This is a genomic window from Mycobacterium sp. IDUB_5 (assembly GCF_055419565.1).
The window spans coordinates 481860-496502 of sequence record NZ_JBVAXX010000001.1 but is presented as its reverse complement, the minus strand read 5'-3'; the positions used below and the strand labels follow the sequence as shown (position 1 = coordinate 496502).

Here is a 14643-nt window from a genome sequence, read left to right as displayed (position 1 = left end):
ATCGGCTTTCATCCGATCGACAAAAGGAGTCGCGCCAGTGAGCCCAACACCCGTCCTCGCCCCTGTTCAGGGCCGCGCGGTCCCCCTCTCCGATGTGCCCGATCCGGTGTTCTCGGCGGGCATGGTCGGCTACGGGGCCGCGGTGGACCCGCCGCACGAGGTGATCGAGGCGGTCGCTCCGGTGACCGGCAAGGTACTCAAGCTGATGCCGCACGCGTACGTGATCATGACGGCCGACAACGTCGGTGTCCTGGTCCATCTTGGGCTGGACACCGTCGCGCTCGACGGTGAGGGCTTCACGACCCATGTGAGCCAAGGTGACGAGGTCACCGCGGGCCAGACGGTGATCACCTATAACGTTCCGGCGATCGTGGCCAAGGGGCTGAATCCCATTGTGCCCGTTGTGGTGATGGACGAGCGGGAGCCGGCCAACATCACGCCCGACGAGGCCGTCCTCGAAGGCGCGGTGCTCACCTCGGGCGACGGCCTGTTCACGGCCGGTACCTGATGGAAGTCGTTGTCCTGCAGGATCGCAGCGACATCGGGCGCGTCGCCGCCGATGCCATCACCGCGTTGCTCCGACGCACACCCGATGCGGTTCTCGGATTGGCCACCGGGTCCTCGCCCCTGAGCATCTACGACGAGCTGGTCGCCCGATACGAGGCGGGCGAGCTGTCGTTCCGGCAGGCCAAGGGCTTCACGCTCGACGAGTACGTCGGCCTGCCTGCCGATCACCCCGAGCGCTATCGCAACGTCATCGACGCGGTGTTCGCCTCGCGCGTGGATTTCGCTGACGGCGCCGTGCAGGGTCCTGACGGCCTGGCCGCCGACATCCCGGCCGCGTGCGCGGCCTACGAGGCGGCGATCCGCGCCGCCGGTGGGGTGGACCTGCAGATCCTCGGGATCGGCACCGACGGACACATCGGTTTCAACGAGCCCGGGTCGTCGCTCGCCTCGCGCACCCGGATCAAGACACTGACCCGGCAGACCCGTCTCGACAACGCCCGGTTCTTCGACGACGACGTCGACGCGGTGCCCACGCACTGCCTGACGCAAGGGTTGGGCACCATCTCCGAGGCGCGGCACATCGTGCTGGTGGCGACGGGACGGGGTAAGGCCGAAGCGGTGCACCACCTGGTCGAAGGAGCGGTCAGCGCGATGTGGCCCGCGACCGTGCTGCAGCACCATCCGCACGTGACCGTGCTGCTCGACGACGCTGCCGCGCGCCGGCTGCAACTCGTCGACTACTACCGCGAGACATATCGCAGCAAACCCGACTGGCAGGGCATCTGAGGTGCTGCTGCGCGCCGACACCGTCCTGACGGGACGAAAGTCGTTGCAGCCCGGATGGATCGACGTCGTCGACGGCTCCATCCGCGCAGTCGGCGAGGGCGACGCACCCACGACGGTCGATCGCGATCTCGGCGCGGTCACCGTGGTGCCGGGGTTCGTCGACACCCACCTGCACGGCGGCGGCGGCGCCAACTTCACCGCCGCCGACCCGGAGGAGACCGCCACCGCGGTCGCCGTCCACCGCAGCCACGGGAGCACCACGCTGGTCGCGTCGCTGGTCACCGCCGATCGCGATGACCTGCTGAGGCAGGTCGCCGCCCTGGCGCGCGACGTCCGGACCGGGCTGCTCGACGGGATTCACCTGGAAGGACCGTGGCTGTCGCCGCAGCGCTGCGGTGCGCACCAACCAGCGCTGATGCGCGATCCCGAACCGGCCGAGATCGACGCCGTCGTCGAGGCAGGCGACGGCGCGATCCGGATGGTCACCCTGGCCCCGGAGCGTGCAGGGGCGATCGCCGCCATCGAGCAGCTCACCGCCGCGGGGGTGGTGGTCGCCGTCGGGCACACCGAGGCGACCTACGCGCAGACGCAGGCCGCGATCGACGCGGGCGCAACGGTCGGCACCCACCTCTTCAACGCGATGCGTCCGATCGACCGCCGCGAACCGGGTCCGATCACCGCACTGCTCGAAGATCCCCGTGTCACAGTCGAACTGATCACCGACGGCGTGCACCTCGATCCCGCCATCTATCGTCTGGTGACGAAAGCTGTCGGCCCCGAACGCATCTCGCTGATCACGGATGCGATGGCGGCAACCGGCATGGCGGACGGACGCTATGATCTCGGCCCGCTGGCCGTCGACGTCGTCGACGGGGTGGCCCGGGTTGCCGGCAGCGACACCATCGCCGGCAGCACGGCCACGATGGACCGGGTGCTCAGGTGTGCAGTCCAGTACAGCGGCGTCCCACGGGACGAGGCGCTGCGGGCCGCGGTGGCGCAGACGTCGGTGAATCCCGCTGCAGCACTGGGGTTACCCAGTGCCGAACTCGCCGCGGGGTCGGCTGCCGACCTTGTCGTGCTCGACGATCAGCTGGCGGTGACCGGGGTGATGCGCGCAGGTGTCTGGGTCACAGCCGAACCGCCGCAGCGTCCATCAACGCCCGGGCGACAGCCTTGAGCGTGAGGTCGGCGCGGAGCACACCGAAGTTCTGTTCGCCGTCGGCCGGATTCGTACCGCCGTCGACCAGCTCGTAGTAGATCAGCGGACCTGCCCAATCCCAGAGCGCGACCTGGTCGCGGGCTCCCAGCATGATGGCTGCCTGCTGCTGCTCCGAGACGGCGTTGACGCTCGTGCCTGTGGGCGCGCCGAATTCGGTGATCCAGACCTGCTTGTCGCCGTCACCGTGGCTGTTCATGACGGCCTGCAGCGCGGGCAGGTCGTAGAAGCCCCCTTCTTGCCGCTGCTGAGGATCCATCGGCAGATTCGGATAGCTGTAGGGGTGAACAGCGATCGCGTCGGCGAGCTGAGCGGTCCCATTGGCATAGAGCTGTTCCAGATAGGTGACGGGAGGTGTTTCCCCCACCTGGCCGTCGTACTGAGGGCTGAGACCGCCGATGAGCAGTGTCGCTCGCGGATCGACCCCGCGGATCGCCGTCGCGGCCGCCCTGAACAGCCGTCCGTACTCGTCGGCATCGGGCATCGTAGGCCAGAATTTGGCGGTGTTCGGTTCGTTCCAGACCTCCCAGGAGCTCACCCCCGACGGCGCGTACCGCTGCGCGGCGAGCTGCGCGAACTTCGCGAAGTCCGCGAGGTCCGAGGGCCTGGCGTGGGTCGGCTCCGACAGCGATTGCGTCCCGGACGAGCGCGCCCACGCAGGCGTGAAGCCGAGCATTACGAGCACGTTCATCTGATGGGCGACGGCCTCGTTGACGAGGAGGTCGGTCTGTGACCAGTCCATGCGGCGCTTCGTCGGTTGAATGGCCGACCAATCCATGTCGATGCGCACCCACGTCACGCCCATCGCCGCCATCAGGTCGAATTCCTGCTTGACGGTGGCCGCATCGGCGCCTCGCAGATGCAGTGTCATGCCGATGCCCGACGCCGGATCGTCGTCGGCGATGACGGCGTTGCTCTGCCCGACCAACTGACCTGCAGTCCGCACGATCAACGCGCCGACGGCGCTGGTCAATTCGACGCGGACGATCTCGTCGGGCTCGTACGTCGTGTCGCCGACGACGGTGATCGGGATCGTCGCCGACGTTTGCCCCGGTGCGAACACCACGGAACCCGTGGCAGCAACGAAGTCCGTGCCCGCCGTTGCCCGGTACCCGGTCCCGGTGTAGCCGGACACCGTGTATCCAACGGTCACCGCGGTCTTGGACGCACCGGACAACTGGACCGTCACCAGCTCGACGTGCGGTCCGCCGTCGCCCTCGGTGAGGTAGGTGGTGCCCTGCGGAAAGCCCACGGTGATCGACGGGCTCGACTTGCTGCCCTTCGTGGTCGCCTGCAGCTGCAGGCTCATCCGTTGGACACCGGCACCGAAGAGTTGGATCTTGTCGGCCAACGCGTCGCGACGCGTGGTCAGCGCCGCACCCCACACCAGGGGCATCACTGCGGGCGAGACCGGGTCGTCTCCGACGGACCCCGACCGATCGCTGGGCGTCCGAGGCGACAACATCCGCACTCGGGTGGGGGGCCGCGACGACTCGGTCGCATCGTCGGTGGCGGCGTCCCCCGACGTCGACCGGGACCGACGTGCCTCCCGGGCGGCCTCTCGCCGCGATTGGCGGGCCTCGGCGCGGGTCTCGGTCGTGCGGTCTCGGGACGCGGCGACGCGCGGACGGGTCGTCGTCGACGTACTCGACGCAGTGTGCGACGTCGAGCCGTCGGCGTCGGAACCGCTTGCGTCAGCAAATGCCAGGCCGGGCGTGGCGACGATGGCCGCACCGATGCCGAGCGCGACCGCGAGTGCGCCGGCGCGCCCTATCCATGCAGAGCCGCGCACGCTCGCGGTCCGGTGGGCACCGACCTCGGCGTACTCGGACGCGGCTCCCCGGCTGTCCGGATCGGCCAGCGTGTGCGCCCCACGCCTCCGAAGCTCGCCGTCATGCGAAAGGCACTGTTGTCGAGTCATTTTCAAGATCACCCCCGACGATGTGGACCAGCCCGGCACCGAAAACCGTCACGCCCGGCAATTGACGGCAGTGTAACGCCTCGGCTCCCCGAGAGAAGCGTGAACCGGTACCGAGGCTGCCGTCGACGTCCGCCGCAGCCCATCACGGACGGCTCGATCGGTGGCTGCGTCGCGCATGGCCTCGAGCTATCCCGAATACCATCGTCAACCACCAGGTCCCCACCCTCGGGACCATCGCCGAGGGCGACCGGTGTGTGACTGGGCTCACAGGACAACGTATGTTGTCACGGTCACGATTGGTGAGGACAGGCGGGTTCGCGGTGATTGCTACAGGGGACGCGGTACAGCGGGCACCCAGACGTTCGCGCATTCGGTCGGCTGTCGCCGGCGCGACGTTGTGCGCAGGCCTGGCAGCACTACCGGCACCGGCGGTGGCGTGGGCGGGCCCAGCCGGTTCGGACTCGGACAGCTCTGCCGCCCACTCGGTGACCCCGCCGCCGAGCTCACCGACCACGGCCACGGACGACACGCCGCAAACAGAGTCGAGAGCGGACGCGACCAGCTCCGGTGACACCGGTGAAGTCACGCGTCCGCGGTGGCGGCGCGACGACAGCGACGAGCACGAGCGGGTCACGCGTCGTCCCCTGCTCGCGAAGCTGCAGGAGAAGGCAGAGGAGCGCAGGGCCCGGATCGCGACCGCGGACGAGCCGGAGGCCGCTCCCGATGTTGCCGAAGCTCCCGACGACACCCCACGGCGCCTGAAGATCGTCCGCACCGAACGCTCCGCGGAGCTGCCGGCTGTAGCGGAACCGACCATCGCCGCCGCGGTCACCGAGCCGTCCACCGCCCAGATCCCGGTGCCTCAGCCGCTCTCTCCCCTGGGCAAGCTGGTGCAACTGCCCGCGCGGCTGATCAACACGGTGCTGCAGGTCCTCGACATCACGTCGTCGACGAGCGGGCCGCAGCCACCGATCAAGATCATCCCGCCGATCAACGATCTGCTGTTCGCGGTCTTCCGCGAGGGCGAGAAGTGGTTCCGGCTGGACCGGACTCCTCCGCCACAGCCTCCGATTCCGGCGGTGACCTATGGCGGGCCCCCGACCGGAGAGACACCAACCGTGGCGCAGTTCCTCAATGCGTCGGCCTCGGGATACGGGCTCGGGACGACACCCGAGGGCCTGGTTCCGTTCACCGTCAACGGCTTTCAGCTCGCGTCGGCGAACATCCTGTCCGGGATGGCCGCGCGGGCGTGGGTGACGCCCGAGGGGCAGGTCGTCATCGCCTACCAGGGCACCACCGGCGGCACCAACCTGCTGTTCAACCCGCTCATCGCCGGGGCCCAGCTGTTCACCGACCTGCAGGTCGTTTTCACCTCCAAGACTCCGCGCGCGTTCTACGACGCGCTGCGCTTCGCCAAGCGGGTACAGGCCGCCGCGGAGAGTCAGGGTTACGACGCCGACGACGTCTTCGTCACCGGGCACTCACTCGGCGGCTGGGAGGCCCAGTACGTCGCGCAACAGCTCGGCCTTCCCGGCGTCAGCTTCGAAGCGCCGGGGATGAACACCACCGTCGACGGAAACGGGCGGGACTCGATGTTCGTCAACATCATCACCTACGGCGACCCTGCGGGGTTCATGGCGACCGATCTGCCGGGCCTGCAACCGCTCATGCCGCCCTACGTCCCGGGCGGGGGCAGCAAGCCGCACTACGGCAACATCGTGCTGATCGGCGATCCGGCCGCGATGACACCTCTGCTGAACGCGGCGACCCTGTGGCACACGGGCCCGATCAGGAATCTGATCTTCCTGGCCGATTTCTTCGGCAACTTCTTCCAGTACCACCTGCCGGGTATCCAGGCCTATCACCTCGGCGTCGTACCCGATCCGGGCGTGGTGCCGTGGCTGGGAACCGCGAGCGGACCGGTGAACGTCGGCTGGGGCGAGTTCACGATCCCCGAACTGCTCACCGCCGTCTCGGGCACCGCGACGTCCACTGTCGCCGCCTGAGATCACGAATCAGGCTGTCGCGCATCGCTTTCAGCTGCCGTGATGGCCGCCTGCACTTTGCGGTTGTGCAGCAGCACGTCGTCCATCACCACGGTGGTCACCGATCGTAGCGCCAGCAGCGGCCGCACCCACGCCGGTGCGCTCACGCTCGGTGCGCGGCGCTCGATCGCGTCGAGCATGGCATCGGCAGCCTCGGTGACAGTCATCTCCTTGGTGAACACCCGGGGCACGGCTTGCCGAATCGCTGCGGCCGAGGCGTCGGAAAACGCATCGGCGGCCAGGTCGGTGTCGATGAACCCCAGGTAGGCGATGCCCGCGGTGGCACCGTGGGACGCCAGCTCCACCCTCAGCGTCCGGGCGAGTTGCTCGACACCGGCCTTGCTCACCGCATACGGCGCAGCGAGCACGCCGTTGAAGAAGGCATAGATCGACCCGACCAGCAGGACATGACCGCGGCGCTCGATGACAGCGGGCAGGGCGGCGCGCACCGTGCGCCACTGGCCCAGCAGGTCGACGTCGACGGTGTGCTCGAAATCGTCGGCGGCGATCGTGGCGACCGTGTGCGACGGCGGCGCGATCCCCGCGTTCGCGATCACGACGTCGATGCCGCCGAACGTGGCCACTGCATCGTCGGCGGCGCGTTGGAGCCGTTCCGCCGAGGTCACATCTGCCTCGAACGCGGCTGCACCAGAACCCAATTCGTCTGCCAACTGTTGCAGCGGCGCCAACCGACGACCCACGAGTGCGACCTGTGCACCGCGGGCGTGCGCTCGCCGCGCCGTCTCGGCGCCCAACCCCCTGGCCGCACCGGTGATGAACACGACGCGGCCCTGCAGGTCGTACCGGGGTGGGCGGGTGACGATCCGGGCAACCGTTCGGCCGACCAACCGCATGGCATCGTCGAGGATCACAGACGAACGGTAACCGCTGGCCATTGTCGCGAAACGTCAGCCACAGCGAGCAAGGCCCCTCAGTAGTGCTTCTCGCATGGGAAAGTCAGGGCCGAACGAATGATCCGCGATCTGCAGCGCCCGCTTGTACACATCCCGAGCCCGGCGAAAGTCACCGAGCATCTCGTAGGACGCCCCGAGATTGGACAGATGGACCACCAGCGACGGGTGCCAAGTACCGACACTCTGCTCAGTCATCGCCATCGCCTGCCGCATCAAGGTCAACGACCGCCGATAGTCCCCACGCTCGAAAGCTATTGCGGCACTACCTGAGAGGATACTGGGTTCGCTGATCTTCCCGGAGTTCGCGCGCTTGTCGATCACCTCGGCGCGGTCGCAATAATCTTGCGCCAGCTCGAATTCCCCCTTGCTGCGATATGCGACCGACAGATCGAGTAGGGTACGCATCACTTCCGGGCTTTCCGTCCCGAAATATTTGCTGAACACAGGCATTGCAGCCTTGGCTTCGGTGATTGCATCGTCGTAGCGGAATGTTTCGATGAGCGCTGCAGACAGGGTCCTTCTGCACTCGGCGATGTCGAGCGTCGAATCTCCCGCGTCGAGCTCGTAAGAGCTCAGAGCCTCGCGAAGCAACGGCACTGCCGCTCCGTTCTGACGCTGTTCGAGGTGCATCTTTGCCAAGCTGTGCAGATTCGACGCGATAGACGATCGGGCCGGCTCGGGCTGTTCGCGCTCAATCTCGACCAGTCGCCGGTAACACACCGCTGCATCCGAGTAGAAGCCCATCGAGGCGAGGATTGCAGCTTTGGCCGAGAGTGAATTGGTGAAGTCCCTACTACGCTCGCCGCAAAGTCGACGGCTCAAGTCCAGAGATCTGTCCGCATCGATCATCGCTGCGGCCGACTGGCCGCTGGACTGCAGTGCGGCTGCCCTTAGGCCCAGCGCCAAGGCGAGCTGGCGAATCTCATCCTGGGCCTCGAAGATGGCGATTGCGGTGTCGAGAGCGGAGATAGAAGCCTCGTAATCTCTGTGTCCTGCCAGCGAACCGGCCAGTCCGATGAGCTCCTCGGCCGCCTGCACAGACTCCTCGCCGAAACGCGCGACAGCGAGTCTGTGTAGATGGCTGGCAAAGCGCACCTCGACGTTGTCGCGCCTGCGGTTCGCGGCGTGCTTTGCGTTACGCAACCACGGTGTACTTGCAGCGTCGAAATCATCGACGGAGTCGAATATCTCTACGGCAACGACATTGGCGTCAGAGGCGTACGCCGTGAAGCCAATGCGCCCCAGTGCATCGAAGTCACTGTTGTCTGCGGCATCTTTCCACGCAGCGAGCCAATTATCGTGCTCGCAGACGACAAGGTCCTGTTCCACAGCGAACTCGACGAGGCGCGTATTAGCCTCCCAGCCTTGTCCGCGCGCAGCGTTCACAGCCCTCAGGAGCGAAACTGAACCTGTGACGGGGCCGGTCGCCCACCCCATCGCATCGTTGTAGTGATCGTCGCTGATCGCTCCGGTACGGCGGCTGCACAGTTCTTTCAACATGGTCTCGGGTACAGGTCGCGGACTGCCCGAGAGTGACCAGGCAACGGCAGCTTTGATGATCGAACGTGCGACTAGGCAGTCTTCACCGGCGGTTTCGTGGGGGCACTCGACAAATCCTTCGACCACCCGGTCACTGATGAAACTGAACGAGCTGAAGGTAGCCCGCAACGACGTATCTATCTGGAGACCAGGGTAAAGATGCCTCGCCCGCGTCCGCTCAGCGGCAGACAAATCCGATTCGTATAGTGCGGTGGCCGGGAAAAAGTCGCTCAAATCACCTGCGCGCAGACGCCATTGCCGCACGGAAGACGTCGATATGGTCGCGATGACCTTTGACCCGGGATTCTGCTGCGTCAACCGCGTGAGGAGTTTGGCGAGCGCTTCCTCATCGGTGTAGCGGTCAATGCGATCGAGCCAGAAGATCAATTGCTCCTGTGCAGCTTCGTTCAGAAATCCTTGCGCACAAGCTTCGATCAGTCCCCGCGGACCGTGTGGAATGACGGCGACGGCGGTTCGCCCGGCCACGGTGGTAGCGAGCTCGAACGCGCTACGAGTGACTCCGCTGCCTGGCGTGCCGACCAACAGAATCCGTCCGCCTTTTCGTAACTTGGCCAGGGCCGGAACGTCCGCATCACGGTCGATATAGGTATTGCCGGGTCCCGCAGCCGTAGTTGGTTTGTCTGATGGAAGGACTCCCAACTCCTGCGGAGACAAGGACGCCAGCGGAGCGGGTGGCCAATGCGCCAGCGACAGTTCCAGCGCCGCGGCGCTCTTCCTCTCCGCCTCGGCCTTCTGGAAGATCTGCGATTGGCGGTGAAGTGACTCTGTTATCCCCTCGCGCCGTGACTTCGAGACTTCGATGCCGATGGCGACGACCATGATGACGGCGGCTGTGGTCACGATCACCCAGGTAGACGCCTCGAGCGTCGCGGCAACGGTCGCCGCGAATGCAGCAACGGCGGCCGCAACACCTAGAGCCAGGCCGGATCTGCGCCAGAAGTTCGCTGTGTTCAGTTGTCGCCATCCCCCGGGCATGCGCTGAATGATAGGGCGGATGATGCCGTCGTCGCGGGAAGGCCGATCACCTTCAGGCGTCATCATTTATGGTCATTCGGTGCCAGAACTCGATCGCCGCAACCTGATGGTCATGTTCGGATTGGGCGCGGCCGCCGTGGCGCTGCCCACCGCGCTGCCCACCGCGACGGCTCACGCGCAGCCCCTTCCCGGCGACGTACCACCCGTCCCCGCTCCCCCGGGAGCCCCGCCCGCCCCGGGCGCCACTGTCGACCCCGGCCCGGTGTTCCTGTTCCAGGAGGAGTTCAACGGGCCCGCGGGCGCACCGCCCGATCCGGCATGGTGGTTCATCGTCCCGGAGCGCGAGACGATCAGGAACCCCGTCGAGTGGGACAAGCCCTACAACATGGGCCGCTACGTCACCGATCAGGAGCACGTCTTCCAGGACGGCAACGGCAACCTCGTCATTCGGGCCACCCGCGGCCCCGGCACGACGATCCAGGAGAAGTACGCGAGCGCCAAGATCATCGGGAACTGGCGCGGCGGCGTCGGCACGACGTGGGAGGCCCGCATCAAGCTCGACTGCCTCACCGACGGCGCCTGGCCCGCGTTCTGGCTCCTCAACGACAACCCGGTGCGCGGCGGCGAAGTGGACCTCGTCGAGTGGTACGGCAACAACGATTGGCCGTCCGGAACCACCGTGCACGCCCGGTTGGACGGCACCTCGTTCGCCACCGACCGCCATCCGATCGACAACGGGTGGCACACCTGGCGGATGACGTGGCTGCCGACGGGCATGTACTTCTGGAAGGACTATCAGCCCGGGATGGAGCCGTTCTTCACGGTGCCCGCGAACTCGATCGACGACTGGCCGTTCAATGACCCCGGGTACACGCTGGCCCCGGTGTTCAACATCGCCGTCGGCGGCTCGGGCGGTCGCGAACCGGCCGGCGGGACATACCCGGCGCAGATGCTCATCGACTGGATTCGCGTTTTCTGACCGCATCACCGCGGCAACGGCGCGAGCAGTAGACGATGTGGTCCCACTGTCCGCGCGACGCCCACTTCTTCCGGTTGTGGAAGGGGCGGCCACACACCGGACAGATCTTCACCTCGGGTTGTGACGGCACCCTGCCTTTGTACGCGGCACTGCCTCTGTGCGTGACGACTCACTGACGTCGGCGACAAATCTGTCCGCCCACGGGTGCCGCCCGGCTACGTTCGGGCCGTGACGTCGAGACACTGGGGTTACTGGTTCTTCAGCCGTTGGTTGTTTGGGCTGGGTGCCGGTGCGTGCATCGCCTTGGGCGCCGGAGAGGGAGTAGCCAGCGCTGACCCCGACGTCGGGGGCACCGGTGACGCCGCGCCGACCCGGTCGGTCGACGCAGGTCCATCGCGGGACGCGAATGCCGCCAAGGCAGACAGGGCCGAGAAGCGCGCCGCGAGGAAGGCGGCCCGAGCCGACGACGATCCGGCGGCGGCACCTGCGTCCACGAAGCCCCGCAGCCGCGTGAAAGCGCGCAGCACCGACACCGACACCAATCCCGCAGGGCGGCAGCGGCTGCTCACACTGCGCACCACCGACACCCGGGACTCGGCGCCCGAACCCCCGGTCGTCGCGCAGGTCGAGGCAGCCGACACCGTCACGGGTGTGCGGACCGGCCGCGCGAAGCTGGACATCCCGGTCGGTGAGAAGGACTTGAAGACCCGGGCCGACTGGTACTTCCCCACCCAGTCCAACGGGTCGGTCGACGCCACCGGTGTGATCTATCTGCAGCACGGCTTCATGGGCCGCAAGTTCTTCTACTCGGCGCTGGCGAAAGACCTGTCGCAGCAGACCAACAGCATCGTCGTGGTGCCCAACATCCCGTCGTTCCCGTCGCTGCGGTGCGGCGGCTGCTGGCTCAACGGAACGCAGACACAGCAGGCGGTGGCCGATCTGTTCCTCGACGACGAGAACGAACTCGCCACGAGTGCCGCCGCCGCCGGGTTCACCGGCGATCTGCCGAAGGACTTCGTGCTCACCGGGCACTCGGCCGGCGGCGGTCTTGCCGCCGCGGCCGGCGGCTACTACGAGGCCGATTCCGGCAACACCGGCAACCTGCGCGGCGTCGTGATGTTCGACGGGTTCGCCTACAAGAACGTCGTCCCCGAGGCGCTGACCCGCCTCGGCGACATCCCGGTGTACCAGATCGCAGCCCCACCGCAGGCGGGCAATCTGTTCGGCGCCACCACCAAGGAACTCGTCGCCGCGCGACCGGGGCAGTTCGTCGGAGTCACCCTCGCCGGCGGGTCGCACGTCGACTCGCTGCTCGGCGGCAACCCCGTGATCGATGTCCTGTCGCAGCTGTTCACCCGGTTCTCGGCACCCGGCGACACCGCGGCGGTCTACACCTTGGCGTCCGGGTGGATCAACGACCTGTATCAGGGTCTCGGGCCGGCCGACGGCACCGGCATCTACGGGGTGCCCGACCAGTACATCGTGCTCGGCGACACCTCGGCCATCGTGCTGGCTCCCCCGCCACTCGTCGACGTCGACTCCTACTTGGGCACCTGGTACGAGGTCGGCAGCGTCAAGCAGTTCTTCTCGATCGGGCTGGTGAACACCAAGGCCGTCTACGGGCTGAACCCCGACGGCTCGATCAGTGTCGCGAACTCCGGCAACTACTTCTCCGACAACGGGCCGGAATCGACCATCCAGGGAACCGCGTTGCCCGTCGACGACACCAACACCAAATTGAAGGTGACGTTCGTCGGCACGCCGAACGCCGACCCGCCGGGCAATTACTGGATCGTCGATCTCGATCCCGACTACCAGTGGGCCATCGTGACCGATCCGACGGGCCTGTCGGGCTTCCTCCTCAGCCGCACGCCCGTGGTGTCCGAGGACTTCTATCGCGAATTGCTCGCCCGCGCTTCGGTATACGGAGTCAAGGCCCGCATCACCCCGACCCGTCAGCCCGGAGCCGTCACAACCGCCCTCTGAGGATGCCGTGCCAATACGTCTGGGGAAGCGCGTAGCGGTCGAACACCCATGCGGCGCGGCGCGGCTTCGTCGAATCGACGAAGGACGGCAGCGACGACGTCAACCGTCCGCGGCGATCGAACTCGCCGGCGATGAGGCGCCGTCTGTCGGTGGTGATCGGCGCGACGGTGTAACCGTCGTAGTGCTTCATCGGGCCGCCCTCGCGAGCCGCCCGCACGTTGTGCACCAGGATGGCAATCTGCTTGCGCAGCGCGCCGCCGGAGGGGTCGGTGTCGACGGCCGCGCCGTCGCCGGCCGACCAGATGTTCGGGTATGTGCGGTGCCGCAGCGTGGTCGGGTCGATGTCGACGAGCCCGTGGGGCTGATCGCCCGTCAGTCCCGATGCCTCGAGCCACCGCGGGCCCCGGAACGGCGGGACCAGATGTAGGAAATCGTAGGAGACATGCTCGCCGCCGTCGACGGTGACGGATTGCGCTTCCGGCTTCAGTTCGCACACTCGGGTGTCGTAGAGGACGCGAACGTCGAACTCCGACAAGCGTTTCGACAGCCTGGCGTCGATCCCTGGCACGCCCACCAGGTGGGGGCGATCGATCACCAGGGTGATACTCACCCCCGGTAGCCGCCCGGTGTCGCGCCAGTGCGCGGCAGCGAGGAACAGCGGCTTGATCGTGGTTCCTGTACAGCTGACGGGGGCGCGGGGCACGGTGAACACGGCATGGCCGCCCGCCGGCATTGCGTCGATCCGACGCCATGTCTTCTCGGCGTGGTCGAGGTGATTGCTGGCGACGGCAGGAGTCTCGAGAGCGGCCGCCACACCGGGCAATTCGTCGTCGTCAGGCACCAACCCGGCACCGATCACGAGGTCGGTGTAGCGCAGTCGGCGGCCGGTGGTGCATTCGGCGGTCGACTCCACCGGATCGATGGACACCGCGGCGTCGCGGATCCAGGTGCATCGTGACGGCGTGACAGATCGCTGGGTGCGCTCGGCACTGCGCAACGCGGCCTGCCCGCCTCCGACATAGGACAGCAGGGGTCGATAGGTGTGCACCGTCTGCGGTTCGATGACGGCGACACGCTCAAATCCCTTGCGCAGCAAGCGCGCCGCAGTGCTGATCCCTGCATTTCCGCCCCCGACGACGACGACATCGAACCGCTGCTCGGTGTCTCGCTCCACCGCTTCGTGGTACCCCGGTTCCGCATGGGGAAACCCGGGTATTCCTGCGCTCATGGCCGACATCATCGATCTCATCTACGCCGACCACGACTGGCTGCGCCGACAGTTCTTCCGGCTCGACGACGCGCGCTCCCCCGACGAGCTGGCCGCGATCTGGAAAGCACTCGGCACGCGATTGGATGCCCACGCCGACGCCGAGGAGACGGTGTTCTACCCGGCCCTGCTGGCCCACGGAGGTCGCGACGACCCGGGTAATCCCGAAGGGGACCCGGAGGACGAGACCGAGGACGCGATCACCGACCACAACGCGATCCGCGATGCGGTGCGCCGGTCCCGGGACCACCAGCCGGGCAGCGACGAGTGGTTCGCGGCCGTCAACGCAGCCCGCAAGGAGAACGGCTCCCACCTCGACGAGGAGGAACGGGAGGCGATGCCCGACTTCATCAAGAGCGCGACGCTCGAGCTGCGCCACGAACTCGGCATGAAATGGCTGCGGTTCTATGCCGAACGCGAATCCATCACTGGCGTCGACGCTGATGACAAGGACGCTGAGCGCTACATCGAGGAGCACAGCGTTTGA

The 14643-nt window shown here is 67.0% G+C and carries 12 protein-coding genes; 7 read left to right on the top strand and 5 right to left on the bottom strand.

Annotated elements, in window-relative coordinates; all coding sequences use genetic code 11:
* Positions 1-37: 37 nt before the first annotated feature.
* From ACZY1G_RS02430 to nagA, 3 genes are read left to right on the top strand one after another with little or no spacing between them, the layout of a single operon-like run.
* Positions 38-508, top strand: a complete 471-nt coding sequence (locus ACZY1G_RS02430) for a PTS sugar transporter subunit IIA (protein ID WP_463821494.1) — start codon at positions 38-40, stop codon at positions 506-508.
* Entirely contained in the window at positions 508-1293 is a 786-nt protein-coding gene (nagB, locus tag ACZY1G_RS02425) for a glucosamine-6-phosphate deaminase (protein ID WP_463813439.1), read from the top strand. The genes ACZY1G_RS02430 and nagB overlap by 1 nt, the downstream gene beginning before the upstream one ends.
* A 1-nt stretch (position 1294) precedes the next feature.
* Entirely contained in the window at positions 1295-2470 is a 1176-nt protein-coding gene (nagA, locus tag ACZY1G_RS02420; RefSeq protein ID WP_463821493.1) for an N-acetylglucosamine-6-phosphate deacetylase, read from the top strand.
* On the opposite strand, the gene ACZY1G_RS02415 is transcribed toward nagA, so the two are convergent.
* A complete protein-coding gene (locus ACZY1G_RS02415; protein WP_463821492.1) occupies positions 2421-4430 on the bottom strand; it encodes a cellulase family glycosylhydrolase in 2010 nt (669 codons plus the stop codon). The genes nagA and ACZY1G_RS02415 overlap by 50 nt on opposite strands.
* Before the next feature lie 485 nt (positions 4431-4915).
* On the opposite strand from ACZY1G_RS02415, the gene ACZY1G_RS02410 reads away from it, so the two are divergent.
* Positions 4916-6436, top strand: coding sequence for a hypothetical protein (locus tag ACZY1G_RS02410; RefSeq protein WP_463821491.1), 1521 nt, complete (start codon positions 4916-4918; stop codon positions 6434-6436).
* A 2-nt stretch (positions 6437-6438) separates the two neighbouring features.
* Here the strand turns inward: ACZY1G_RS02410 and ACZY1G_RS02405 are convergent, their stop codons facing one another.
* The gene (locus ACZY1G_RS02405; RefSeq protein ID WP_463821490.1) at positions 6439-7347 is read right to left on the bottom strand and encodes a short-chain dehydrogenase/reductase; all 909 of its coding nucleotides are present in this window, start codon (positions 7345-7347) and stop codon (positions 6439-6441) included.
* Between the two features lie 36 nt (positions 7348-7383).
* Positions 7384-9990 (bottom strand): tetratricopeptide repeat protein, encoded by a 2607-nt coding sequence (locus ACZY1G_RS02400; RefSeq protein WP_463821489.1) that lies wholly within the window; start codon positions 9988-9990, stop codon positions 7384-7386.
* Between the two features lie 40 nt (positions 9991-10030).
* Between ACZY1G_RS02400 and ACZY1G_RS02395 the strand changes: the two genes are divergently transcribed.
* The gene (locus ACZY1G_RS02395) at positions 10031-10903 is read left to right on the top strand and encodes a glycoside hydrolase family 16 protein (protein WP_463814818.1); all 873 of its coding nucleotides are present in this window, start codon (positions 10031-10033) and stop codon (positions 10901-10903) included.
* Here ACZY1G_RS02395 and ACZY1G_RS02390 read toward each other — a convergent pair.
* Positions 10878-11015 carry a DUF2256 domain-containing protein gene (locus ACZY1G_RS02390; protein WP_463814817.1) on the bottom strand — a complete coding sequence of 46 codons (138 nt, stop codon included), beginning with the start codon at positions 11013-11015 and terminating at the stop codon, positions 10878-10880. The two genes, ACZY1G_RS02395 and ACZY1G_RS02390, sit on opposite strands and share 26 nt — an antisense overlap.
* Positions 11016-11131: 116 nt before the next feature.
* On the opposite strand from ACZY1G_RS02390, the gene ACZY1G_RS02385 reads away from it, so the two are divergent.
* Complete coding sequence (locus ACZY1G_RS02385; protein WP_463821488.1) at positions 11132-12889, top strand: lipocalin family protein; 1758 nt, start codon at positions 11132-11134, stop codon at positions 12887-12889.
* On the opposite strand, the gene ACZY1G_RS02380 is transcribed toward ACZY1G_RS02385, so the two are convergent.
* On the bottom strand, positions 12873-14117 hold the full coding sequence (locus ACZY1G_RS02380; protein WP_463821487.1) for an NAD(P)/FAD-dependent oxidoreductase: 1245 nt from the start codon (positions 14115-14117) through the stop codon (positions 12873-12875). The genes ACZY1G_RS02385 and ACZY1G_RS02380 overlap by 17 nt on opposite strands.
* On the opposite strand from ACZY1G_RS02380, the gene ACZY1G_RS02375 reads away from it, so the two are divergent.
* The gene (locus tag ACZY1G_RS02375; protein ID WP_463813432.1) at positions 14116-14643 is read left to right on the top strand and encodes a hemerythrin domain-containing protein; all 528 of its coding nucleotides are present in this window, start codon (positions 14116-14118) and stop codon (positions 14641-14643) included. The genes ACZY1G_RS02380 and ACZY1G_RS02375 overlap by 2 nt on opposite strands.